The organism is Streptomyces sp. NPDC058295 (assembly GCF_042880655.1).
In the GTDB taxonomy this organism is placed as follows: domain Bacteria; phylum Actinomycetota; class Actinomycetes; order Streptomycetales; family Streptomycetaceae; genus Streptomyces; species Streptomyces coriariae.
This window is the reverse complement of sequence record NZ_JBHVYO010000010.1, coordinates 72540-94793: the sequence shown is the minus strand read 5'-3', so window position 1 is coordinate 94793 and position 22254 is coordinate 72540. Positions and strand designations below refer to the sequence as shown.

Annotated in this window: 19 protein-coding genes and 1 tRNA gene; 10 read left to right on the top strand and 10 right to left on the bottom strand. The window is 71.2% G+C overall.

Annotated features, from left to right (window positions below; translation table 11 throughout):
- A complete protein-coding gene (gene wblA / locus ACFVYS_RS13165) occupies positions 1–339 on the bottom strand; it encodes a transcriptional regulator WblA (RefSeq protein WP_020129278.1) in 339 nt (112 codons plus the stop codon).
- Positions 340–746: 407 nt separating this feature from the next.
- On the opposite strand from wblA, the gene ACFVYS_RS13160 reads away from it, so the two are divergent.
- A complete protein-coding gene (locus tag ACFVYS_RS13160; protein ID WP_389501602.1) occupies positions 747–3023 on the top strand; it encodes a transglycosylase domain-containing protein in 2277 nt (758 codons plus the stop codon).
- A 179-nt stretch (positions 3024–3202) separates the two neighbouring features.
- On the opposite strand, the gene ACFVYS_RS13155 is transcribed toward ACFVYS_RS13160, so the two are convergent.
- On the bottom strand, positions 3203–3667 hold the full coding sequence (locus tag ACFVYS_RS13155) for a GatB/YqeY domain-containing protein (RefSeq protein ID WP_389501600.1): 465 nt from the start codon (positions 3665–3667) through the stop codon (positions 3203–3205).
- Between the two features lie 94 nt (positions 3668–3761).
- On the opposite strand from ACFVYS_RS13155, the gene ACFVYS_RS13150 reads away from it, so the two are divergent.
- From ACFVYS_RS13150 to ACFVYS_RS13140, 3 genes are all read left to right on the top strand, one after another.
- Positions 3762–4688 carry a metallophosphoesterase gene (locus tag ACFVYS_RS13150; protein WP_389501598.1) on the top strand — a complete coding sequence of 309 codons (927 nt, stop codon included), beginning with the start codon at positions 3762–3764 and terminating at the stop codon, positions 4686–4688.
- Positions 4689–4783: 95 nt separating this feature from the next.
- Positions 4784–5569, top strand: a complete 786-nt coding sequence (locus ACFVYS_RS13145) for a Pr6Pr family membrane protein (RefSeq protein WP_389501596.1) — start codon at positions 4784–4786, stop codon at positions 5567–5569.
- A gap of 42 nt (positions 5570–5611) precedes the next feature.
- Positions 5612–5685, top strand: a tRNA-Pro gene (locus ACFVYS_RS13140).
- A 147-nt stretch (positions 5686–5832) separates the two neighbouring features.
- Here ACFVYS_RS13140 and ACFVYS_RS13135 read toward each other — a convergent pair.
- Together ACFVYS_RS13135 and ACFVYS_RS13130 are read right to left on the bottom strand one after the other, a co-directional pair.
- Positions 5833–6591, bottom strand: a complete 759-nt coding sequence (locus tag ACFVYS_RS13135) for a L,D-transpeptidase (RefSeq protein WP_389501594.1) — start codon at positions 6589–6591, stop codon at positions 5833–5835.
- Positions 6581–7117 carry a SigE family RNA polymerase sigma factor gene (locus tag ACFVYS_RS13130; protein WP_389501592.1) on the bottom strand — a complete coding sequence of 179 codons (537 nt, stop codon included), beginning with the start codon at positions 7115–7117 and terminating at the stop codon, positions 6581–6583. Before ACFVYS_RS13130 ends, ACFVYS_RS13135 begins: the two co-directional genes overlap by 11 nt.
- A gap of 253 nt (positions 7118–7370) precedes the next feature.
- Between ACFVYS_RS13130 and ACFVYS_RS13125 the strand changes: the two genes are divergently transcribed.
- Together ACFVYS_RS13125 and ACFVYS_RS13120 are read left to right on the top strand one after the other, a co-directional pair.
- Positions 7371–8477, top strand: a complete 1107-nt coding sequence (locus ACFVYS_RS13125; protein ID WP_389501590.1) for a sigma factor-like helix-turn-helix DNA-binding protein — start codon at positions 7371–7373, stop codon at positions 8475–8477.
- Positions 8478–8665: 188 nt separating this feature from the next.
- On the top strand, positions 8666–10429 hold the full coding sequence (locus ACFVYS_RS13120; protein WP_389501589.1) for a transglycosylase domain-containing protein: 1764 nt from the start codon (positions 8666–8668) through the stop codon (positions 10427–10429).
- A gap of 82 nt (positions 10430–10511) precedes the next feature.
- Here ACFVYS_RS13120 and ACFVYS_RS13115 read toward each other — a convergent pair whose 3' ends face one another.
- A complete protein-coding gene (locus tag ACFVYS_RS13115; RefSeq protein ID WP_389501587.1) occupies positions 10512–11804 on the bottom strand; it encodes a HupE/UreJ family protein in 1293 nt (430 codons plus the stop codon).
- Between the two features lie 5 nt (positions 11805–11809).
- Positions 11810–13027, bottom strand: a complete 1218-nt coding sequence (locus ACFVYS_RS13110; protein ID WP_389501586.1) for a DUF3500 domain-containing protein — start codon at positions 13025–13027, stop codon at positions 11810–11812.
- Between the two features lie 124 nt (positions 13028–13151).
- Between ACFVYS_RS13110 and ACFVYS_RS13105 the strand changes: the two genes are divergently transcribed.
- Both ACFVYS_RS13105 and ACFVYS_RS13100 read left to right on the top strand, forming a co-directional pair.
- Complete coding sequence (locus ACFVYS_RS13105; RefSeq protein WP_389501584.1) at positions 13152–13892, top strand: response regulator transcription factor; 741 nt, start codon at positions 13152–13154, stop codon at positions 13890–13892.
- Positions 13889–15400 (top strand): ATP-binding protein, encoded by a 1512-nt coding sequence (locus ACFVYS_RS13100; RefSeq protein WP_389501582.1) that lies wholly within the window; start codon positions 13889–13891, stop codon positions 15398–15400. The genes ACFVYS_RS13105 and ACFVYS_RS13100 overlap by 4 nt, the downstream gene beginning before the upstream one ends.
- Positions 15401–15719: 319 nt before the next feature.
- Here ACFVYS_RS13100 and ACFVYS_RS13095 read toward each other — a convergent pair whose 3' ends face one another.
- The 4 genes from ACFVYS_RS13095 to ACFVYS_RS13080 form a co-directional block, all read right to left on the bottom strand.
- The gene (locus tag ACFVYS_RS13095; RefSeq protein ID WP_389501580.1) at positions 15720–16316 is read right to left on the bottom strand and encodes a DUF5994 family protein; all 597 of its coding nucleotides are present in this window, start codon (positions 16314–16316) and stop codon (positions 15720–15722) included.
- A 232-nt stretch (positions 16317–16548) separates the two neighbouring features.
- On the bottom strand, positions 16549–16947 hold the full coding sequence (locus ACFVYS_RS13090) for a DUF5994 family protein (RefSeq protein WP_389501578.1): 399 nt from the start codon (positions 16945–16947) through the stop codon (positions 16549–16551).
- Between the two features lie 524 nt (positions 16948–17471).
- Entirely contained in the window at positions 17472–17666 is a 195-nt protein-coding gene (locus ACFVYS_RS13085) for a hypothetical protein (RefSeq protein ID WP_389501576.1), read from the bottom strand.
- 402 nt (positions 17667–18068) lie between these two features.
- A complete protein-coding gene (locus tag ACFVYS_RS13080; RefSeq protein WP_389501574.1) occupies positions 18069–19490 on the bottom strand; it encodes a DUF2252 domain-containing protein in 1422 nt (473 codons plus the stop codon).
- Positions 19491–19914: 424 nt separating this feature from the next.
- Here ACFVYS_RS13080 and ACFVYS_RS13075 point away from each other — a divergent pair, with 424 nt between their 5' ends.
- Together ACFVYS_RS13075 and ACFVYS_RS13070 are read left to right on the top strand one after the other, a co-directional pair.
- On the top strand, positions 19915–20325 hold the full coding sequence (locus ACFVYS_RS13075) for a hypothetical protein (RefSeq protein WP_389501572.1): 411 nt from the start codon (positions 19915–19917) through the stop codon (positions 20323–20325).
- Between the two features lie 111 nt (positions 20326–20436).
- Positions 20437–22083, top strand: coding sequence for an MFS transporter (locus tag ACFVYS_RS13070; RefSeq protein WP_389501570.1), 1647 nt, complete (start codon positions 20437–20439; stop codon positions 22081–22083).
- Positions 22084–22254: the final 171 nt, after the last annotated feature.

Genomic DNA, 22254 nt, shown 5'->3' with positions numbered 1-22254 from the left:
TCAGCCCACCGCCGCGTAGTTCTCGTAGATCTCGTCGTCGTCGAGCGGCAGGATGCCGGCCCCACGCTCGTACTCCGAACGCGCCGTCTCCAGCAGGCGGCGCCAGGAGGTCACAGTCGGACGCCTGCGCAGCAGTGCGCGGCGCTCGCGCTCGGTCATGCCTCCCCACACGCCGAACTCGACGCGGTTGTCGAGCGCGTCGGCCAGGCATTCGGTGCGTACCGGGCATCCGGTGCACACCGCCTTGGCCCTGTTCTGCGCTGCTCCCTGAACGAACAGTTCATCCGGATCGGTAGTGCGGCAGGCAGCCTGCGCACTCCAGTCGGTTACCCAGCCCATACCGGCGCCGTCCTCTCCCGAATCGAGGCTCCCCCACGGCGGCAGCGGCATATTCACCGCCGCCAGTTGAGGACGTTACGGAAGGTGGGCACAGCGCAACACCCCCTTCGGGCCCAATCTTGAATGGCCCGAACGGACTATGCGTAAGCGGCAGATCACCCGGGGGAGTGAGCCCGCGACATATGCGACTTTCCCGGCAACCGGGACAGTTCAGTTGAGTCACAACGGACGCCGGGTGACACACAAGGCGGATTCGGACACGTCCCCACCAAAAAAGTCGGGGAACCTCCGGAACGATTCGGGGTCGCCGGACGTATTGATACGTAGCCCTGCTGCTGTGACAGTTGAGAGCAGCTTAGGCCAAGGCATTGACGCGTGTCCGGCGAATGAGAACGTAGGCTGCCCTCATGCCAAAGAAGCGCTCGGGCGGTGGTCTGTCGCCAACGCAGCAGGCCGCCAAGTTCCTCGGTGTCAGTGTGCTCGCGGGAGCCGTGCTGGCCGGTATCGCCCTGCCCGCGTTCGGCGCGCTGGGCCTCGCCGCCAAGGGGTCGGTGGAGTCGTTCGACGAACTCCCGGCCAACCTCAAGACGCCCCCGCTGAGCCAGCGCACCACGATCCTCGACGCGGACGGCGACCAGATCGCCACGGTCTACTCGCGGGACCGCACGGTGGTCGACCTCAAGAACATCTCGCCCTACATGCAGAAGGCGATCGTCGCGATCGAGGACTCGCGCTTCTACGAGCACGGCGCGGTCGACCTGAAGGGCATGCTGCGCGCGCTCAACAAGAACGTGCAGAGCAGCGGGGTCTCCCAGGGCGCCTCCACGCTCACCCAGCAGTACGTGAAGAACGTCTTCGTGGAGGAGGCGGGCGACGACCCGACCAAGGTCGCGCAGGCCACCCAGCAGACCATCGGCCGCAAGATCAAGGAGCTGAAGTACGCGATCCAGGTCGAGGAGGAACTCGGCAAGAAGAAGATCCTCGAGAACTACCTGAACATCACGTTCTTCGGCGAGCAGGCCTACGGCGTCGAGGCGGCCTCACAGCGTTACTTCTCCACGCACGCCAAGGACCTCACCCTCCCCCAGGCGGCGCTGCTGGCCGGCATCGTCCAGTCCCCGACCGTCTACGACCCGGTCAAGGACGACGTCACGGCCACCAACCGCCGCAACGTCGTGCTGAAGCGCATGGCCGAGGTGGGCGACATCACCGAGGCGGAGGCCGCCAAGGCGCAGAAGTCGCCGCTGGGCCTGAAGGTCAAGCAGCCGAAGAACGGCTGCATCACCGCCGTGAAGGGCGCCAGCTTCTTCTGCAAGTACGTGGAGCGCGTCTTCCTCAGCGACCCGGTCTTCGGCAAGACCAAGGAAGTGCGGGCCAAGCTCTGGAACCAGGGCGGCCTGACGATCCGGACGACGCTCGAACCGCAGTCCCAGAAGTCCGTCCAGGACTCGCTCAAGGACCACGTCTACAAGTCGGACAAGGTCGCCGCGGCCGCCACGCTCGTCGAGCCCGGCACCGGCAAGATCCTCGGCATGGGCCAGTCGAAGCCGTACGGCTACGGCAAGAACGAGACCGAGTACAACTACTCCGTCAACGCCTCCATGGGCGGCTCGAACTACGGCTTCCCGACCGGCTCGACCTTCAAGCCGTTCGTGGCCGCGGCCGCGCTGGAGGAGGGTCGCCCGGCGAACCAGAGCTACCCGGCGCCGTACGAGATGCCGTACCCGGAGACGGTCCAGACGTGCAGCAGCAAGCCGTGGACCAACCAGGGCAACGACAAGCTGGAGAACGAGAGCGAGTCCGAGAAGGGCCCGTACCAGCTGAAGAAGGCCATGGAGCTGTCGGTCAACACCTACTTCGTGCAGATGCTCGCCGACATCGGCATGTGCCCCGTGGTGAAGATGACCGACAAGCTGGGCGTGGTCCAGGGCAACGGCGACAAGGTCCCCGAGGTGCCCTCGTCGATGACCCTCGGCTCCACCGGCCTCTCCCCCCTGACGATGGCGACCGCGTACGCGGCCTTCGCCAGCCGGGGCATGTACTGCACCCCGGTCGCGATCGAGTCGATCACCCAGACCGTGGGCGGCACGAAGAAGTCGCTGGAGGTGCCGAAGTCGACCTGCTCGCGCGCGATGAGCGAGAAGACCGCGGACACCATCAACACGCTGCTGAGCGGTGTGACCGACTCCGGTACCGGCAAGCAGGCCGGTCTGTCCGGCCGCGCCAACGCCGGTAAGACGGGTACGACGGACTCCCGCAAGAACGCCTGGTTCGTCGGCTACACCCCGAACCTCGCCGGCGCCGTCTGGGTCGGCAGCGCCACCCAGAAGGTGGAGATGAACAACATCACCATCGGCGGCGTCTACCACTCCCAGGTCTACGGCGGTGACACCCCCGGCCCGATCTGGCGCGATGCCATGACCGGCGCGCTCGAGGGCAAGGAAGCCCCGTCCTTCAACCTCGTCAACATCCCGAAGCCGCCCGACAAGGACCGCGGCGACGAGAACGACGATGACGACAACGGTGACGACAACGGCGACACCGGGGGCAACGACGACGGCTTCCTCACCGGTCTGCTCACCAACGGCACGACGAACGGCGGGAACTCGACCGGCGGCACCGACGGAGGCACGTTCTTCCAGGGCCAGACCAACGGAAACGGCAACGGCGGCGGACGCGGCTGAGTCCGGTCGACGCCGGCCGGTCCGGCGGTAGGGAACATAGCGAACGGCCCCTGCTTCTCGTACGGGAACTCTTCTCGTACGGAGAGGCAGGGGCCGTTCGTCGTGCGGGGCCGGTGACGCTCGGCGGAGGCTGACGCTGCGCGGAGGCGCGTGGCCGTCACATGGACGGGGTCAGGCCGTCAACCCGCGAGCAGCTTCTTGACGACCGCGGCGACGCGGCCGCCCTCGGCCAGGCCGGCCACCTTCGGGTTCACGATCTTCATGACGGCGCCCATCGCCCGGGGCCCCTCGGCGCCGGCCGCCCTCGCCTCCGCGACGGCCTGGGCGACGATGTCGTTCAGCTCCTCGTCGCTGAGCTGCTTGGGCAGGTAGGTGGCGAGCAGCTCACCCTCCGCCTTCTCCCGCTCGGCCGACTCGGCCCGACCACCCGCCGCGAAGGCGTCCGCGGCCTCACGGCGCTTCTTCGCTTCCTTGGTGATCACCTTGAGCACCTCGTCGTCGGAGAGCACGCGCTTCTCCTTGCCCGCGACCTCCTCCTTGGTGATCGCGGTGAGCGTGAGCCGGAGCGTCGAGGAGCGGAGCTCGTCGCGCTCCTTGATCGCGGCGTTGAGGTCTTCCTGAAGCTTCGACTTGAGCGTGGTCATGGGTTTGATTGTCGCAGGTGTCGGTGGCCGCACGCCCGCCGATTTAAGGGGCGGCGGGGCAAAGGCTTCTGACGGCGTCTGACACGATGGACGTATGCGCGCGCGATACGGAGTTCCCCTGTCCATTGCGGCGGCCGGCGCCGCCGGTCTGGTGTACGCGGCGGGCTTCGAAGCCCGCTCCTTCCGCCTGCGGCGGGTGACGGTCCCCGTCCTCCCCGCCGGAATGCGCCCCCTGCGCGTGTTGCAGGTCTCCGACATCCACATGGTCGGCGGCCAGCGCAAGAAGCAGCGCTGGCTGCGTTCCCTGGCCGGCCTGCGCCCCGACTTCGTGATCAACACCGGGGACAACCTGTCCGACCCGGAGGCCGTGCCCGAGGTACTGGACTCTCTCGGCCCGCTGATGGAGTTCCCGGGCGCGTACGTCTTCGGCTCCAACGACTACTACGGCCCGACGCTGCGCAACCCCGCCCGCTACCTCTTCGAGAAGGCCCAGGGACGCCACGGCCTGAACGGCAACGCGCCCGCCGTCGACGTGGTCCACAACCCGTGGGAGGACCTGCGTGACAGCTTCGACGCGGCGGGCTGGCTGAACCTGACGAACACCCGGGGCGTGCTGAAGGTCGAGGGTGCGTCGATCGAGCTGACGGGCGTGGACGACCCGCACATCAAGCGCGACCGCTACGCGCGGGTGGCCGGTGGCCCGTCGGCGTCGTCCGACTTCTCGATGGGCGTCGTGCACGCGCCGTACCTGCGGGTCCTGGACCCCTTCACGGCGGACGGCTATCCCCTGATCCTGGCCGGCCACACCCACGGCGGCCAGCTCTGCATCCCCTTCTACGGCGCCCTGGTCACCAACTGCGACCTGGACACGGAACGCGTGAAGGGCCTGTCCACGCACACGGCGGAGGGGCACACCTCCTACCTGCACGTGTCGGCGGGATGCGGAACGAGCCGCTACACGCCGGTGCGGTTCGCGTGCCCGCCCGAGGTGACCTTGCTGACGTTGGTCGAGAAGGAGTAGAAGGAGTAGGGCGAGGAGCGAGAAGGGGCGGCGGAGGTTCCCCCGAACGGCCCACCCATATCGCCCCTTCTGTCACGGTTGCCTAGCTTGAGGGCATGACCGCGCCGATACCCAGGGACATCCCGGATCTGCCCGCGATCCCGCGGACCCACGCGCTACTGCTCTCCTCCGTCCCCGCCTCGGCGGTGGTCGCCCCCGTGCGCCGTCCACTGGCCGCCGTCCTGCGCCTGCTGCTGGCCGCTACGGCGGCCGCGGGCGTGACGCTCGCCCTCCTGCTCGGCAGCCCCGTGCGGGTTCTGAGCCACTTCGCGATCCAGAGCAACATCCTGCTGGCACTGGTCGCGCTGCTGTCCGCCCGCCGCGCGTGGACGGCCCGCCGCCCCCTCCCCGCCGCCCTGACCGGGGCCGCACTGCTCTACGTCACGATCACCGGCCTCGTCTACCACCTGCTCCTGACGAACGCGGCGACCCCCTTCTCGGTGACCGGCACGACGGCCGCCCCCACGGGCTGGCACCTGGTCGCCGGACACCTCATCCACACGGTGACACCGACAGCCGCCGTCCTTGACTGGCTGCTGCTGACACCCCCGGGCCGACTGCGCCTGCGCCGGGCAGCCACCTGGATGATCTACCCCGTGGCCTACCTGGCCTTCTCCCTCGCCCGCGCCCAGCTGATCCCGACCGGCACCCCGGGCCGCTACCTCTACCCCTTCTTCGACGCCGAGACCCACGGCTACAAACACGCCCTGGCCAACGCCCTCCTCCTCGGCCTCTCCTTCTACGCCCTCGCGGTCCTCCTCGTGGCCCTCGACCACGCCCGCCCGAACCCGATCAGCCACCGCGCCAAAACCGGATTTCGTCTCGGGCCACCGGTGGGCTAAAGTAAACGACGTCGCCGCGACAAGCAGGACAAGCAGCGACATCGGGGTGTAGCGCAGCTTGGCAGCGCGCTTCGTTCGGGACGAAGAGGTCGTGGGTTCAAATCCCGCCACCCCGACAGCCAAATAGCAGATCAGAGGGCCCTTACCGAATCGGTAAGGGCCCTCTGGCGTTGCTGCCTGACGAGTAGCGCGTGGCGGCGGCGCGAGACCGTCGGGCAGGGCGGGGTGTCGGGACGAGTCGTTGTGCGGGTTTCGGCGCAGGCCTAACCCGTTCCTTCCGCGGCGGACGTCGGGGCGCGGGCGGGGGGTGCGATCTGGGCCTCGGCGGAGGGGGACGCTGGGGCCTCGGGGGACGAGGGGGTGGTTGTCGGTGTGGGGCCGGTGGTTACCGTGATGCTGGTGCCGAGGGGGATCCGGGCGTAGAACCACTGGGCGTCCTCGGTGCTGAGGGCGATCACGCCGGCTGTGACGTCGTAGTCCCCGCGGGCCTCGATGTCCGGGGCGAAGGCGCCGACGTAGAGCAGGCCGCCCTTCGCGTCGCGCAGCCGGACCGCGTACGCGACGTTCACCACAGTGGCGCCCTTGGAGGGCAGGTCGGCGGCCAGCGCTATCCGGACCGGCTTCGCGACCACCGTCATCGGGGTCGTGCTCGTGGGCGCGGGTGAGAGGTCGAACGTCGAGAGGATCGGCATCTCCCGGTCGCCGAACCTGAGATCGCCCCCGGGCAGGTCGAGCGTGCCGGAGACGGGTACCGGGGTGGCCACCGACGACGGGGCGGAACCTGAAGACGCCGCGGCGGAGGTTCCGCGTCCGGCCGGGTGGTCCTGGTCCTCGCCGAGACGCAGGGTCAGGGCGAACCCCAGCAGCGCGAGGGCCGCGGTCCCCGCGCCCAGGGTCGCGGCGGCACGGCGGCGGCGCCTGCGGCGCATCGCCCGGGCACGTGTCGCCGGGCCGCCGACGATCGGAGCGGTCGCCCGGGCGGCGGCCAACTCACGTAGCGCGGCGGAAAGTTCATCGGACACGGCGGCTCTCCTTTCGGACCGGCCCGTCGGCCTCGTCGACGCGTCCTTCGGCGTCGTCCTCCGCGAGTCGCTTCGCCAGTTCTGCCCGTCCCCGGAACAGCCTCGCCTTGACCGTCCCCACGGGCGCGCCGGTCTCGGAGGCTACCTGCTCCACACTCAGGTCGCACAAATGGTGCAGTACGATCGCCATCCGCTGGGCCTGGGGCAGTTCGCGCAGGGCGGCCACGAGCGCGGTGTGCTCCGGGCCCGGGCCCGGGGTGGATTCGGGTGGCGCAGTGCGCCGTACGAGTTCCAGCCAGCGCCTCGCGCGCCGCCAGCGGCTCACCGCCAGCCGCATGGCCACCGTGCGGATCCACGCCTCGGGAGCGCTGTCCGACAGGAAGTGCTGTCGCCGGTCCCAGGCCCGTACGAACGCTTCCTGCACGACGTCCTGGGCCTCGCCGTGGTCTCCGGTGAAGGCGTAGAGCTGTCCGGTCAGCCGGGGGAACGCGGTCGCGTAGAAAGCGTCGAACTCGTCCTCGGTCATGCCCCCACCGGAATCTCTGCCCTTTCCTTGCAACCTCGCCACCTCCGTCGTGCGTACAGGTCGCGTAGGTCGCAGCCGGCGAAGCGCAACCCCACCGGGAAGAGGGCGTACACGGGTTCCAGGCTCCCTCTCCCCGACGGCGTTGGCTCAGTGCCTGCTCAACCTACTTGCACGACCGAACGGTTGCCCGACCAGGACGGACGGCCCCATGCGTCCGGCCACGACCGAGTTCCCGAGCCGAAGGACCGCCCACGTGCCACCGACCCCCGACGTACTCCCCGCCCACCCCGTCCACTCCGTCCGTCCCGTAGAACTCGCCGCCGCAGGCCACGACTTCGCCGCGTACGCCCGGACGCACTGGTCCCGGTTGCTCGTGACCGCTCGGCTGCTCACCGACGATCCCGGTGCCGCGGAGGACCTGGTGCGGAGAACGCTGGTGCGGATGTGCGCGCGGTGGCGACGCGTTCCGCGCAACGACGTGGATTTCCATGTGCGGCGCTGTCTGGTGCGCAACCACCTGCGCCGGCTGCGCGGACGACGGGCCGCGCGCCGACGTGCCGTTGTGGTGCTGCGGGTCTGGGAGGGGCTGGCTGACGCGGAGATCGCCCAGCTGCTGGGCTGCTCGGTGGGGGCGGTGCGGGCCCATGCCAGACACGGTCTGAAGGAGGCCGGCACCGACCCCGGGCAGCTGCGCGAGGTGTTCACCCGTGCCGCCGCCCGGAACCTCGTCCCGTCCGAGGTGCCTCTTGCCGACATCCAGGCAGGGGGCCGCATCCGACGACGACGTCGCCTTGCCGTGGCCTCGGCCGCCTGCGCGGCCCTGCTCACACCCGTCGTCCTCCTCGCCGCCGACCGTCCCGGGGGCGGTGGTGCGCAGGACGGGACGTCCGGAGCCCGGCCGGGTGACGGCAGTCGTCAGGCCACGAGCCCGATCCGGGTCGTGGCGCCGGGCGAGCGGGTGACCGCCGGGGCGGGGATACGGATCTGGCTGACGGCCGACGGCGCGCACTGGTCGGTGCCCCTCCCCGGGAACGACAGCGACCGCCCCCTCGACGAACCGGGCGTCTCCCTCCGGGTGGACAGCGTGACCGGCGGGTTCTTCCTGTCGGGCCTCTTCCACGGCCTGAGCGGCGAGCCGGGCCGCGTCGAGGTGAGAACCGGCGACGGCGGCAGCACCATCGCGAAGGTCCTCGTCCTGGCGGGCAGTCCGGGGTGGGGCATCTGGTACGCGAGCACGCCGCTGCCCAGCAAGGACGTGCAGGCGCTCCTCTCCCTGGACGGCGACGATCGGATCGTCACGGTGTACGACACCTCGGGCAGGGTCGCCGCACGGTCGGACCGCGAGTGGTGGCGGATATGAACCTGATCGAGGACGGCAACGGCGGCGGGAACGGGGACGGAGACGGCAACGAGGACGGAGGCCCAGGCAGGGGCGGGGACGGGATCGGGGGCGGGCCGGACAGGGTGCCGCGACCGGGGCGCGCGGCCCGGCGGCCGAGGAAGGCGAAGGCGAAGGGGAAGGCGAAGGGGAAGGGGAAGGGGAAGGGGATGCTCTCGGGGCGTCGGCACCGTGAGCGGGCGCCGCTGCGGATCCGGTTCCGGCGCAACCGGGGCCGGCGGCTTCGCCGGCTCTTCTACGCCTTCCTCACCCTGCTCGCGACGCTGTGCGCGGCGGCCGTCGTGGCGTACCACCTGACGTCCATTCCGAAGCCACACCCGGAGACCGTCACCCAGAGCACCGTGTTCCTCGACGCGGACGGCTCCTATCTGGGCCGGCGCGGGCCGGTCGACCGGCAGGACATCCCGCTGTCCGCGGTCCCCCGGCATGTGCAGGAGGCGGTGATCGCCGCGGAGAACCGTTCCTTCCGTACGGACAGCGGGATCTCGCCGCGGGCCATCACACGGGCGACGCTGGCGACGCTGACGGGCGGCGACCCGCAGGGCGGCTCCACCATCACCCAGCAGTACGTGAAGAACGCGCTGCTGAGCCCGGAACACTCGCTGGCCCGCAAGGCGCGTGAGGCGCTCATCGCGATCAAGCTGGACCGCACCCGCACCAAGGACGAGATCCTCGAGGGCTATCTCGACACCGTGTACTTCGGGCGGGGTGCCGCCGGGATCCAGTCCGCCGCGCGCAACTACTTCGGCGTGGACGCGAAGAGCCTGACGGTCGCGCAGGGTGCCGCGCTGGCGTCCATCCTCAACATCCCCTCGTACTACGAGAAGGCGGGCTCCGATCCGAAGGTGACCGCGAAGCTGGAGAACCGCTGGGAGTGGGTGCTGGACGCGATGGCCGCGAGCGGGAGCATCACGGCGAAGCAGCGGGCCGCGGCGCGTTTCCCGGCGTTCCGGTTCTATCCCCCGGGCGAGACCGAGGGGCAGCGGCAGTACTTGATCGACGTCGCCGCGAAGGAGGCCGCCGACCGGCTCGGCATCACCGAGGACCGGCTCGCGAGCGGCGGCTACAGCGTGACGACCACCTTCGACCTGGCGCTGCAGGACAGCGCCACCCAACTGGTACAGCAGCATCCGGGGGGCAAGAAGGGCGTGCGGGTGCACACCGCCGTCGTGGGCATGGTGCCCGGCGACGGAGCGGTGCGGGTGCTGTACGGGGGCTCGGACTACGCGCGGCAGTCGTTCAACGACGCGGTGAGCGGGGCGGTGGAGGCGGGGACGGCACTGGATCCGTTCAGCAAGGTGGAGCACGCGGGCGAGCCATTGGGCAAGCTGCTGAAGATGCCGGCGCCGACCCCGCTGGACCTGGCATCGGCCTACGCGACGGTGGCGGCGGACGGCAGGTACACCACCCCGTACACCGTCGCTCGCATCACACGGGACGGCCGCACCGTCTACCGGGCGCAGCCCGATGTGCGGCAGGTCCTGGACGAGAGGGAGGCGCTGGTGGCGGGCGCGCGATCGGGGGCCGGACCGATGCCCGTCGCCGTCGCGGTCGACGGCGATGGCGGTGGCGGTGGCGGTGGCGGTGGCGGTGGCGGTGGCGGTGGCGCCGCAGGATCCTCGGAGGTGAAGGGCTTCGCCAGCGCCGGGGCGGGCGGCGGGATCACTCGGCGGACCGTGTGGACCAGCGGGTACGACAGCCGACTCGCCCTGACGGTCGCGCTGTTCGCCGACCGGGCAGGCAGCAAGAAGGGCACGACGGTGCCCGCGCAGCTGCCGAACGAGCCGTCGCCGACGGAGTTCGCGCAGCGGGTGGCGGCGGGGATCTGGGATGCCGCCACCGCGAAGGGCGGGTCGAGCGGCGGGTCGAAGGGCGGGGCGACGAGTGACGCGGAAGGTCACGCGGCGAACTGACGTGGAGAGTGCTGGCGAGCCGGGGCCGGCCCTGACCTTCGTATCGCTGTCGGAGCGCTTCGACGCAACGCGCGGGCAGCGCCTACTTTCCGGTCGCCGTCCAGGGCGCCCCGCACCGGAGGCGGGCCGCGACGGCGAGGGTCGCGACCGCGCCGGCGACGAGCAGAGGGTGCCCTACCAGCCATGTCTGCGTGCCCTCGAACGGGTCGCCGGTGGTCAGCTTCGCGCGTTCGAGCATCCAGGACACCGAGAACACGAGCCCGATGACGGCCACCCCGACGCGGAACGCGGGGTAGACGGTCGTGCGGGACAACAGGATCAGCGACGGCATGATCAGGGCGACGACGAGCAACTGGGTCAGTTCGATGCCCAGGTTGAAGCCCAGCAGCGTGGTCACGAGCGACCCGCGGTCCAGGCCGAGGTCGCCGATGAGCGAGGCGAACGCGAGGCCGTGGACGAGCCCGAAACCCGCGGCGATGAGCACCTCGCCGCGCGCCACCAGCGGCCGTATCGCGTGGACCGCCGAGACCGCGATGGAGAAGGCGATCAGCGTCTCGACCGGCCGTGACGGGACATGGATCACTCCCGAGGCGGCCAGGGCGAGGGTGAGCGAGTGACCCAGGGCGAACGCCGACACGACGTGCACGACGCGTACGAGACTGCGGCGCGGCGAGGTGACTCCGGTGGCTCCGGCGTCTCCGGTGCGCCATCGGCCGGCGGTGGCCACCAACGGGGCGGGGATGAGCAGCATCAGCAGGAACAGCAGGTGGTCCGCGCCCTCACCGACATGCTCGATGCCGAGCCCCGCGGTGGTGACGAAGCCCTTCAGCCAGGAACCCTCGTCGGCCGGGACCCGCAGGCTCTTGGTGTCCCAGTCGAGGACGCCGAGGGTCTCGGCGTCGTCCGTCTTGAGGATGCCGCGGTCGAAGTCGTACCGGACGGTGGCGATGACCTTGTGGGTGAGGAGTTCCTCGACGATGACGTCGTAGCGCAGACGGAAGTCGGTGACCTGTCCGTCCGGCGGGCGGATGGTGAGCGGGTAGACCAGGTGCGCCGTCCCGTCGATCGTCCGTACCGACCCCGTGCCGAGCCCCACGGTCCAGGGAGCGCCGTCCGCGCCGACGGCGCTGATGTGCCGCGCCGTATAGCGCTTGAGGAAGGTCCGGTCCTCGCCGAGCACGCTGGTGCGGGTGAGGTCGCGGGCGACGGCGATCGCCAGGCGGTCGATGGGCAGCTGTACCTCGCCCTCGACCCGGTCTTCACGGATGTCGAGCAGGACGGCCGAGGTGCTCATCGGATGGGCGGCGGCCGGCGACGCGAGGCCGCCGACCAGCAGGAACGCCGAGAGCAGCAGGGCGGAGACGAGACGGCGCACGGACGTCACTCCCAGCCGTAGTCGGAGGTCTCGTCCCGGAAGATCGTGTGCTGGTGGATCTCGTCGGTCGAGGCGCCGGGCTGGTTGGAGAACTCGATCCAGGCGGAGGGCCCGTCGAGACGGACGTACGTCTGGTCGTTGTCGATGGTGGTTCCGCCGCTCCAGCCGATGTACGTCTCGTCGTACTCGGCGACGTACTTGGCCAGGAGCCGCGCCGCGGCCTTCTCGTCCAGGTCGTCGACCCAGGTGCGCAGCATCGCGGTGACCTTCGCCTGCTGCTTCTTGGTGAGGCTGCTGACGAGGACGCCCTCGGGTTCGGTCGGGAAGGGGCCGTCGTTGCCCGGGCCGAGGTAGAGGTCGTCGAAGCTGCCGTCGATCTCGGCGGCGGCCAGTTCGTCGGCGGTGAGCGACTGGACGGCGCCGATGGTGGCGGCCCGCTTGTCCGCGAGCGGGGCGTAGGCCTTGTCGTCGAGGATGAACTCCTCCGGCTCGACCGCGGTCAGGGTGGGTGACATGGTCACGTTGTTCCCGGCGTAGGTGATGTTGTACGCCGCGTGGTGACCGCCGTACTGGACGGTGAACTCCCCGGTCCTGCTGGGCTGTCCGAAGAAGGAGAGGTAGTACCACTCCGAGCCGAAGTTGGCGCCGCCGCCTCCGCCGCCTCCACCGGGGCCGCCGGGGCCGCCGGTGGCGCCATCGGTCGGGGCTCCGGAGGGAGGTGTGCGGGTGGCGGTGGGGGAGGCCGACGCGCCGTCACCGGTGTCCTCGCCGTCCGACAGTGACGCGAGGTAGTCGTCCGCCTTGCGGATCTCGACGAGCTCCTCGTAACCCTGCTTGCTGAGCGCCGCCTCCATGACCTTCATGGCCGCCGCGTCCTGCGCTTCGGTGAGGTCGCCCAGCTTCAGGCCGTTGCGCTCGACGACGGGCGTAGGGAAGTTCGACCAGCCGGTCTTCTTCGCCGCGTCGTCGAAGTCGTAGAGGGCGGCGTCCTTCTGTTCGTCGGAGAGCGTCGCGAGGAAGGCGTTGGCGGCCTTCACGACCTCGGCGGTGTTGGCGCCACCGGCTCCGGTGCGGGCCGCGGAGGCCGGGACCGCCTGTTTGGCGACCGTCGCCGAGGCGGACCCCGGGTCGAACGCGAGATAGCCGACGGTACCGAGGGCGACGCTGAGGCACGCGGCGAGCACCATGGGCCGGCGCAGAACGGGGCGGGTGTGGGAGGACATGGGACTCCTGTGGCCTGAGGGTGGTGGGGTCCTCCATCGTGGGAGAGCGGTCTCAGAGCGCGGCCGGAGCCAGTCCGGAATTGGATGAGAAGGGGCTCACAGAACGCTGTGCGAGCATGCGCGCATGCCGGAATGTGTCCTCGTCGCCGACGACGATCGTGCCGTCCGTGAAGCCGTCGAGCGGGCGCTGGAGCTGGAGGGGTACGACGTCGTCACCGCCGGCGACGGGGTGGAGGCCCTGGTCCTGGCCCGCAGGGAGTCCTTCAGCGCGCTCGTCCTCGATGTGATGATGCCGCACATCGACGGTGTGGCCGTGTGCCGTGTGCTGCGCGCCGACGGTGACCGCACCCCCGTGCTGATGCTCACCGCACGGGCCGGGATCCCCGACCGGGCGAACGGTCTGGACGCCGGCGCCGACGACTACCTGCCCAAACCCTTCGAAGTGCCCGAACTGCTCGCGCGTCTGAGGGCGCTCCTGCGTCGGGCCGTGCTGACGGCATCGCCCGCCTCGCCGGCCGAGAAGAACGAGGAGGGCGACGAGGGCGAGGAGGGCTCGCGCTCAGGTGACGTGCTGCGGATGGCGTCGCTGCGCATCTCCCCCGGTACACGACGCGCATGGTGGGGGGCGGCGGAACTCCGGCTGACCAGAACCGAGTTCGACCTGCTGGAGCTTCTGGTGCGCGACGAGGGGCTCGTCCTGGAGCATGCGGCGATCTACCGGAGCGTCTGGGGTCCCGACGCCGGTGTCGACGCGAAGAACCTCGCCGGATACATCGGCTACCTGCGGCGCAAGCTCACCGACGCGGGGGCACCCGACCTGATCCGCACGGTACGCGGCGTGGGTTACGCGGCTCGGCGGCCATGAGCCTGCGCTCGCGGTTCACGCTCGCCTTCGCCGCCGTCGGTGCCGTGGTGGCGGTGACGGTCGGTGCGCTGAGCTACCTCGCCGCCTCCGACAGCGTGTTCGCGGAGGTCGACCGGACGCTGCGGTCGACCACCGTGGCCCTGACCCGTGGCATGGAGAAACGCCAAGGGGCAGACTCCGGCCGATCCGGTCAGCCAGAACCCTCCGGCAGCCAGAGTCCTGTCGGTCAAAGCCCGGGCGGCCAGAACCCCGGCGGCCGGGATCCCAGCGGTCGGACCCCCGCCCCCTTTCCCGGACTCGACCTGCCCGCCCCGGGGGGCGAAGCTGCACCGCAGCCGGTCCTGCAGGCCGTGGGCCGGGACGGTACGCCCGTCCGCCTGAGCGGCCCGCTGACGAAGCTGCCGGTGTCCGACGCCGCGCGCGCCCTCGCCGCCTCCGGCGAGGCCGGGCAGTCGGACACCACCGAGATCGACGCGGGCGGTCACAGCTACCGCCTGCTGACGACGGCACTCGGCGAGAGCCGTGGCGCCCTGCAGGTGGCCGTCCCGGTCGACCAGACCCGCCAGGTGCTGGCCGGCATGGCGCGACAGATCGCGGCGGTCAGTCTGGCGGTCATGCTCGTCGCGGCGGCCGCGGGCCGGCTGCTCGCCGGACGCGTCACCCGACGGCTGGCCCGGCTGACCGAGGTCGCCGAGGAGGTCAGCACGGACGGCCGGGTCGCTCACGACGCCACGGAACCGGTGGGCGGACGCGACGAGGTCGGGCGGCTTTCCGCGTCCTTCAGCAGGATGCTCGGCCGCATGGTCGCCGCCCGCGAGGCCCAGGAACGGCTGGTGCACGACGCCGCCCACGAGCTGCGGACCCCGCTGACCAGCCTGCTGGCCAACGCCACCGTGCTGCATCGCGTCGCCGAGCTGTCCCCCGACTCCCGCGACCGGCTCCTCGACGACGTCCAGCACGAGACGCGCGAACTCGGTCACCTCGTCGACGAACTCGTCGAACTGGCCCTGGCGGGCGGCCGCGAGGAGACCGAGGAATCCGTGGATCTGGCCGAGGTGGCGCGGCGAGCGGCGCGGCGCCTGTACCGGCGCACCGGACGCCTGGTCCATGTCGACGCCGACGACTGCGTGGTCCGCGGCCGCCCCCAGGGCCTCGAACGCGCGGTGGGCAATCTGCTGGAGAACGCCGCCAAGTTCGACGCCGACGGCGACGAGCCCCTCGAGGTACACATCCGCCAGGGGGCGGTCACCGTCCACGACCGGGGGCCCGGCATCACCGCCGACGACACGCGGCGCGTGTTCGACCGCTTCTACCGGGCCGACAGCGCTCGCGGTCTGCCTGGCTCGGGACTCGGCCTCGCCATCGTCCACGACGTCGCGCAGGCCCATGGCGGATCCGTGTCGGCGGGTACCCGGCCCGGCGGGGGCGCCACGGTGGGCTTCACGGTGAGCCGGTCACGTCTTCTGCCGGCCTCCCGCCCACCGACGGAGGCCGCGGCGGCGGACTGACCGCACCGCGTCACCGGCGACGGGGGGCGGCCCGGCCCGCCCGCGTCCATGCGCCCGGGGAGGACACCTCAGGGGTGCGGCGCCGGGGGTGGAGTCGTCCGCGACCGCCGTCGTGACGGTCGCCGGCCGCGGGTCTTCCCCGGAGTCGGTGGAGACAGTCCAGGGCCCGGTCCCGGTCCCGCGACGGGCGTCCCGGAGCGGGCATAGTGGAAGGCGGCGATGCGGTCACTGTGCTGCGAGTTGAGCCGGTGGATGAGGAACACTCCGACGGCGATCAGCGCGAGAATCACGATCACGGTCACGAACGTCTCCACGGTCCTCACCTCACCATCGGCTGATGCGGCCGCGCGGCGGTGCCGACCGGGACACGGGGACGTGCGACCCGGTCGCCGGCCTCGTGCCCCCCTTCGGAATCCCAGACCGCTTCCACGGCCCGGTCGGACTCGGACGCCGTCCGCAGGCGCGCCGCCTCCTCGATCAGCCGGCTCGCGGTCGATGTGCCCCGTGGGTCGCTCGCGGCGGACATCAGCCAGGCGGCCGAGGCGGGATCCGTCCGCGGCGGGACCACCAGGAGGTTCCAGCGGCCCAAGCGGTAGGAGAGCAGCAGCAGTTCGTGCGGGTCCTGCTCGGACAGGAACCAGCCGACGTTCACCACGTGCCCGGCGACCGCCACCTTGCGCGGGACGACCGGCCAGTGGGTGGGATTCACCGTGACCCGGGTGATCCGCCCCCACCGCGGCTCCAGTACGGCTGCCAGCGAGGGGAGTTCCGCCGCCAGATCGCGGGACCGGGGCCACCAGGCACCGTCCAGCAGCGCCGGGGCGGAGCCGGCGGGAGCGAGCGACAGACGGGGAGAGGACGAGGAGGACCGGTCTTCGGCTTCGGGTGTCGGCGAGAGGGAAACGGTCGCAGTCATGACGCGAACCCTGCCCCGGGCCGGTGGCGACCGGCCCGGCATAGTGAATCGCCGAAAACGACACGGGCAGGAGAGCCGGTGCGCGAAATATCCTCGGTCATTCCAGGCTACTCCTCGGACAAGACGAACGGGCTTCCCCGGCCGGTCCGCAGGCCGCTCCGCCGTCCGCTCCGCCCTCCGGTCCGTCTCGCCGGGCCGCCGTCGGTCGCGCCGGGCCGTCCGCCGGTCGATGTCAGGCGTGAGCGACCGCCGCGGCCGCCATGGACAACTGCGCGGCCCGCTCGGTGGCGTCCGGGGGGACGACCAGCAGATCCCAGCGGCCTTGGCCGGGCGCGAGCAGGACGACGGTGTCCGGGGCGGATGCCGTCACCGTTCTGCGCAGTCGTACGACCTGGTTGCAGACCAGGGTCCGGCCGGGCGTCGCGGACCACTTCGACCCGCTGACGGTGACGCTGGTGATCTGGCCCCACTCGGGCGGCAGTCCGCCCAGGAGACGGGGGAGTTCGGCGAGCAGGTCGTAGGAGCGGGGCCACCAGGCGCCGTCGATGGGCCGCGGCATGGTGCCGCGGGGCGCCAGGCTCAGGCGGAGGAGGGGGTGGGAGGGAAGCGGGGGCTCCAGTGCGATGGTCATATCTGCTCCTGTCGGCTGCCGTACGGCGGTCGCATCAGTGGGGCGGTGGGCAGTGGCTGGTGGGCCAGTACTCGGGCGGACGGGTTCGGGCGGACGGGTCCGGGTCCGGCGGGCGGCGATCCAAGCCGCAGTCGGCCTGGGTCGGCCGGAGCGGGCAGACGCACGTCGTGCACGCGGTCGAGGCGTTCGAGTAGGCGGATGACGGCGGCGAGCTCTTTGGCCTCGGCGGACATGAACCCGCCGGGACCCATCGGCCTCGGCAGGCGCGAACCGGCCGGGACCCTTCGGCCTCGGCAGGCTCGGGCCCGCCGGGACCTTGGGCGTCGGCAGGCGCGGGCCCGCCAGGACCTTGTGCGTCGGTGGGCGTGGACCGCCGGGAACGGGGCCTTGCGCCTCGGTGGGCGTTTCATCCGCTATCCGCCGGACTCTTCGGCCTCGGTCGGGGGTAGCCCCTCCGGCGAGGGCGCGGTCGGGGGAAACGCTGCCCCTGCCGGAGGGGGACGGGGGTGCCGCGGGGGCGGCGGTCAGCGGGTTCTGCCGTCCATGAACGGCTGTCCGCGCGAGCCGTCGGCGTCGCGCCCCGGAGGAGAGCTGCCGGTGTCGTCACAGGCGAAGAACCAGCGGAGCGCGTCGGCGACCTGCCGGGCGACCGCCGGGTACGACGACACCCCCGGCGCGGCCGGGGCACGATCGGACCGGTGAGCGGCTTCGGCTGCCATAAGGCGGAACCTGCCTCGAGCGCGGAGCACCCGGTGTGGTCGAACCAGGAGGACGAGACCGGCCTGAACGCCGGTGTACGAAGGATCCTCGCTCCCCCAACCTACTCCCCCGCGCCCCAGGACGACGCGGGTCCATGACGACGGCCCGCTCCGGGACCTCGGACCGGGGCCTGTCGCTCCGCGACCGTTGCGGCGGCTCGGGGGTGAGCTGCTACCCGTCCTATGACGGAGCGGAGTTCGAGCTTTCCCTTGCTCTTCGTACCGGGCAACCGCGGGGGCAAGGACGTCCTGGTGCTGGGGGCGGACCTGGCCCGACAGTTGCTCATGCTCAGGGCTGGTGCCACCCGGCCGGTGCGGGGTGCGGCTGTGCGCCACCTCCGCCCCGGCCGGGACCGCACGCCTTCAGGCCGCTTGGGCGGGCAGTCGCCCCTCCTTGACGGCGGTGACGAGTGCCTCGTGGTCGCGCTCGTTCTGGTCGGCGTACTGCTCGGCGAAGGTCACCAGCGCCCGGTCGAAGCTGTCGCCGCCGCCCAGATAGGCGGCGATGGCGATCCGGTCGCCGGATCTCGCGTGGGCCCGGGCCAGCGTCGCGCCGCACAGTGCGCCGAAGGTGCGCATGCCGCGGGGCACCATGTCCTCGGCCACGGCGACCCACTTCCAGTCCCGCAACTGCCGTACGTAGAAGTCCCGTCGCCGGCCGTCGATGCCCTCGACGCGCTCCCAGCCCAGGAAGATGTCGCTGGTGGCCTGCATCAGCCGTTGTCCGGCGACCACCCGCTCGCCCTGCGTCCGGTACGCGCTCACCCCGGCGAAGGGCGCAAGGACCGACTCGTCGGCCTCCTTGGCCTGGAGGAACAGCGGATCCTCGTCGTCCCTGCCGAGCAGCAGCACGATCCAGCAGCGGGTGCCCACGCTGCCCACGCCGACGACCTTGCGGGCCATGTCGGCCACCCGGTACTGCTCCAGCAGGTACCGCCGGTCCGACTGGAGGGACTGGCCGTAGCGCTCGATCAGCCGGCGGATGCCCTTCTCCACGTCGCCACCGCGGCCTTCACCGGGCAGCAGGTCGTCGAGACGGGTGATGAGCGGGGGGTCGGGGGCGATGAGGCGCCTGCCGTCGACGACATGGGTGAGCTTGTCGAAGACCTGGAGGGTGTCGTGCGAGAGCGCCTTGGTCACGGCCTGCGCCCACCGCTCGCGGCCCCGCGCGGACAGGTCCGCCCCGAACCGGTCCCGTACCCAGTTGACGTCGAACTGGGCGTACCAGACGGCCAGGTTGCCGAGTCCGGCGAAGGACCGCATGCTCTCCCGGTACGACCGCACGGTGGCCCGTACGATCGAGGCCCGCTGTTTGGTGCTGAAGCCGTTCGCCCGGCCCGCGATGACGAGGCTCGCGGCCAGGCGCTTGACGTCCCACTCCCAGGGGCCGGGCAGCGTCTCGTCGAAGTCGTTGATGTCGAACATCAGGCGCCGTTCGGGTGAGGCGAGCAGCCGGAAGTTCAACATGTGGGCGTCACCGCACAGTTGGGTGCGCAGCCCGGTGGTCGGGGTGTTCGCGAGATCGGACGCCATGATGGCGGCGGCCCCCCGGTAGAACCGGAACGGCGACTCGGACATCCTGCTGTAGCGGATCGGTACGAGGCCGGGCAGCCGGGTCGCCGACTGCTTCTCGATGATCTTCAAGGGGTCCGGCCGCTTCGGTCCGGGCGCGAACTCGGCGTGGCTTGAGCGGGGCGTGTTCGCCCGCGCGGCCTTGCCGAGCGCGGCCCGCTCCTTCGGGGCGCGGTGCCGCACGTCGTGTCCGTCCAGTTGGTTGTCGGTCATGGCTGCGGCTCCGTGGGGTGGTCTCGCCGGACGCCCGTGACGCCGACGAAGGTCATGGCCATGGCGAGCTTGCGGGCTCCCTTCGGTCGATCACGAGCGGTCCGCGCGCCCGCGCCTCGACGGGTCCGCGCGCCCGCATCTCGACGGGTCCGCGTGCCCGCATCTCGACGGGTCCGCGTGCACGCGCCTCGACGGGTCCTCGTGGCCGCGCCTCGGCGGGCGCGCGGTCGGCGTCGGCCGGTGCGAGCGCCCGGACGCCCGCCGCAACGCCGGTGTGTCTGCTTCCAGGGCACCAGGGATCCACGCCGCAAACTTCACCCGCCTCGGGTGATCTCCCGGCCCCGGCCACGCCACAGGCTCGGAGAGGCTGCTCGGAGAGGCAGTGCCGCACATCGCGTATCACCGACGAAGTGAGGAATCCGCCATGAGCACGAGCACGGTGCACCACAGGTCGTCCGCGTCCGAGGCGACCGCCGGCGGGCTGGTGACGTTCGCCGGCGTGATGCTGTTCATCGCCGGTGTCCTCGATCTGTTCCGGGGCATCATGGCCATCGCCGACGACGACATCTACGTCTCCACCCCCAACTACGTCTTCAAGTTCGACCTGACGAGCTGGGGCTGGATCCAGCTGGTCCTCGGCGTGATCGCCATCGGCGTGAGCGTCGGCCTCTTCTCGCGTGCCACCTGGGCGCGGGTGGTCGCGGTCGGCATCGCGGGACTGCTGATCATCGCCAACTTCCTGTCGATCCCGTACTACCCCGTCTGGTCGCTCACCCTGATCGCGCTGTACGCCTTCGTGATCTGGGCCCTGTGCACGGTCCCCCGGGAACGCTGACCCCGGGGCAGCCGGGGCGGCCGGGTCGCGGCGAGTCCGGCGAGCCGCCACCCGGCTGACTCCCGGGCGGGTCGCGGACGCGTTCCAGGTGACCGTGGCGAGAATGCAACCATGCCCCCCACAGCGGATGCGCACGGGAGTTCGAAAACAGCGCGGATCGTCCTGCTGACGCTCGCGGCGGGCCAGTTCCTGATGGCGCTCGACAGCTCCGTCATGAACGTGTCGATCGCGACGGTGGCCGAGGACGTGGACTCGACCGTGACCGGCATCCAGGGCGCGATCACGGCGTACACCCTCGTGATGGCGATGCTCATGATCCCCGGCGGCAAGGTCGGCGCGCTGATCGGCCGCAAGCGGGCCTTCATGATCGGCTGCGTCATCTACGGATGCGGGTCGCTGACCACGTCGCTCGCCCCGAACCTGCCGGTGCTGATGATCGGCTGGTCGCTCCTGGAAGGGATCGGGGCGGCGCTGATCCTGCCCGCGATCGTGGCGCTCGTCGCCGGCAACTTCGCCGTGGAACGCCGCCCCGCCGCCTACGGACTCGTCGCCGCCGCCGGAGCGGTGGCCATCGCGCTGGGGCCGCTGATCGGGGGCGTGGCCACCACGTACTTCTCCTGGCGCTGGGTGTTCGCCGGGGAGGTGATCCTCGTGCTCGGCATCGTGGTGCTGGCCCGGCGGGTCGCCGACGCGGTGCCCGACCGGCGGCCGCGCATCGACCTCTTCGGCGCCCTGCTCTCCGCCCTCGGGCTCGGGACCTTCGTGTTCGGCGTCCTGCGCTCGTCCCAGTGGGGCTGGTTCCGGCCGAAACCCGACGCACCCTCCTGGCTGGGAGTCTCGCCGGTCGTCTGGCTGATGCTCGCGGGCCTGTTCCTGGTCTGGGTCTTCCTCCGCTGGGAGACCCGGCTCGTCGGACGGGGCAGGGAGCCGCTCGTACAGCCGGCCCTGCTGGGGAACAAGCAGCTCACCGGCGGCCTGACGATGTTCTTCTTCCAGTACCTCGTGCAGATGGGCGTGTTCTTCGTCGTACCGCTCTATCTGTCGGTCGCGCTCGGCCTGTCGGCGCTGAAGACCGGCGCGCGCATCCTGCCGCTCTCGCTGACCCTGCTGGCCGCCGCGATCCTGATCCCGCGGCTCCTCCCGGACGTCTCACCGCGCAGGGTCGTGCGGTCCGGGATCCTCGCGATGTGCGCGGGGGCGGTGATCCTGATGGCCGCGCTCGATGCGGACGCGGGCGCGGAGATCGTCACGATCCCGCTGCTGCTGATCGGTCTCGGCATGGGCGCGCTGGCCTCCCAGCTCGGCTCGGTCACCGTCTCCGCGGTGCCGGACGAGCAGAGCGCGGAGGTCGGGGGCGTCCAGAACTCCGTCACCAACCTCGGCGCCTCGATCGGTACGGCCCTCGCCGGGTCGATCATGATCGCCACGCTGACCACCTCGTTCCTGACCAGCGTCGAACAGAGCCCGGCGGTCCCGGACCGGGTCAAGAGCGAGGCGGCCGTACAGCTGCAGAGCGGTGTGCCCTTCCTGTCGGACGCCCAGCTCAAGACCGTCCTCGAGGACACCGACGCGACCGCGGCCGTGACCGACGCCGCGCTCGACGCGAACGCGGAGGCGCGACTCGACGGCCTGCGCGCCGCCCTCGCCATCCTCGCGCTCGCCGCCCTCCTCGCCCTGTTCTTCACCCACCGGATCCCGACGACCCAGCCGGGCTCGACCCAGCCACGATCGACCGAGTCGCGATCGACCGAGCGGTAGCGGGGAGCGTCCGTGTCCGCGCTACGGGCCTGCCTCCCGGTGTGGGGCCGGGGGGCGGTCACCGTCGTGTCCGTCGTCTCCGTCGTGTCCGTCGTCTCCGTCGAGACCCGAGGACCGTCACACGCCGCACCGTTGGCCACCGGTCCCTCCCCTCGTGCGGACCGGTGACGA

Coding starts and splice junctions, on each gene's coding strand:
- wblA (WP_020129278.1), bottom strand. CDS start 339: ATGGGCTGGGTAACCGACTGGAGTGCGCAGGCTGCCTGCCGCACTACC.
- ACFVYS_RS13160 (WP_389501602.1), top strand. CDS start 747: ATGCCAAAGAAGCGCTCGGGCGGTGGTCTGTCGCCAACGCAGCAGGCC.
- ACFVYS_RS13155 (WP_389501600.1), bottom strand. CDS start 3,667: ATGACCACGCTCAAGTCGAAGCTTCAGGAAGACCTCAACGCCGCGATC.
- ACFVYS_RS13150 (WP_389501598.1), top strand. CDS start 3,762: ATGCGCGCGCGATACGGAGTTCCCCTGTCCATTGCGGCGGCCGGCGCC.
- ACFVYS_RS13145 (WP_389501596.1), top strand. CDS start 4,784: ATGACCGCGCCGATACCCAGGGACATCCCGGATCTGCCCGCGATCCCG.
- ACFVYS_RS13130 (WP_389501592.1), bottom strand. CDS start 7,117: ATGACCGAGGACGAGTTCGACGCTTTCTACGCGACCGCGTTCCCCCGG.
- ACFVYS_RS13120 (WP_389501589.1), top strand. CDS start 8,666: ATGCTCTCGGGGCGTCGGCACCGTGAGCGGGCGCCGCTGCGGATCCGG.
- ACFVYS_RS13110 (WP_389501586.1), bottom strand. CDS start 13,027: ATGTCCTCCCACACCCGCCCCGTTCTGCGCCGGCCCATGGTGCTCGCC.
- ACFVYS_RS13105 (WP_389501584.1), top strand. CDS start 13,152: ATGCCGGAATGTGTCCTCGTCGCCGACGACGATCGTGCCGTCCGTGAA.
- ACFVYS_RS13100 (WP_389501582.1), top strand. CDS start 13,889: ATGAGCCTGCGCTCGCGGTTCACGCTCGCCTTCGCCGCCGTCGGTGCC.
- ACFVYS_RS13095 (WP_389501580.1), bottom strand. CDS start 16,316: ATGACTGCGACCGTTTCCCTCTCGCCGACACCCGAAGCCGAAGACCGG.
- ACFVYS_RS13090 (WP_389501578.1), bottom strand. CDS start 16,947: ATGACCATCGCACTGGAGCCCCCGCTTCCCTCCCACCCCCTCCTCCGC.
- ACFVYS_RS13085 (WP_389501576.1), bottom strand. CDS start 17,666: ATGGCAGCCGAAGCCGCTCACCGGTCCGATCGTGCCCCGGCCGCGCCG.
- ACFVYS_RS13080 (WP_389501574.1), bottom strand. CDS start 19,490: ATGACCGACAACCAACTGGACGGACACGACGTGCGGCACCGCGCCCCG.
- ACFVYS_RS13075 (WP_389501572.1), top strand. CDS start 19,915: ATGAGCACGAGCACGGTGCACCACAGGTCGTCCGCGTCCGAGGCGACC.
- ACFVYS_RS13070 (WP_389501570.1), top strand. CDS start 20,437: ATGCCCCCCACAGCGGATGCGCACGGGAGTTCGAAAACAGCGCGGATC.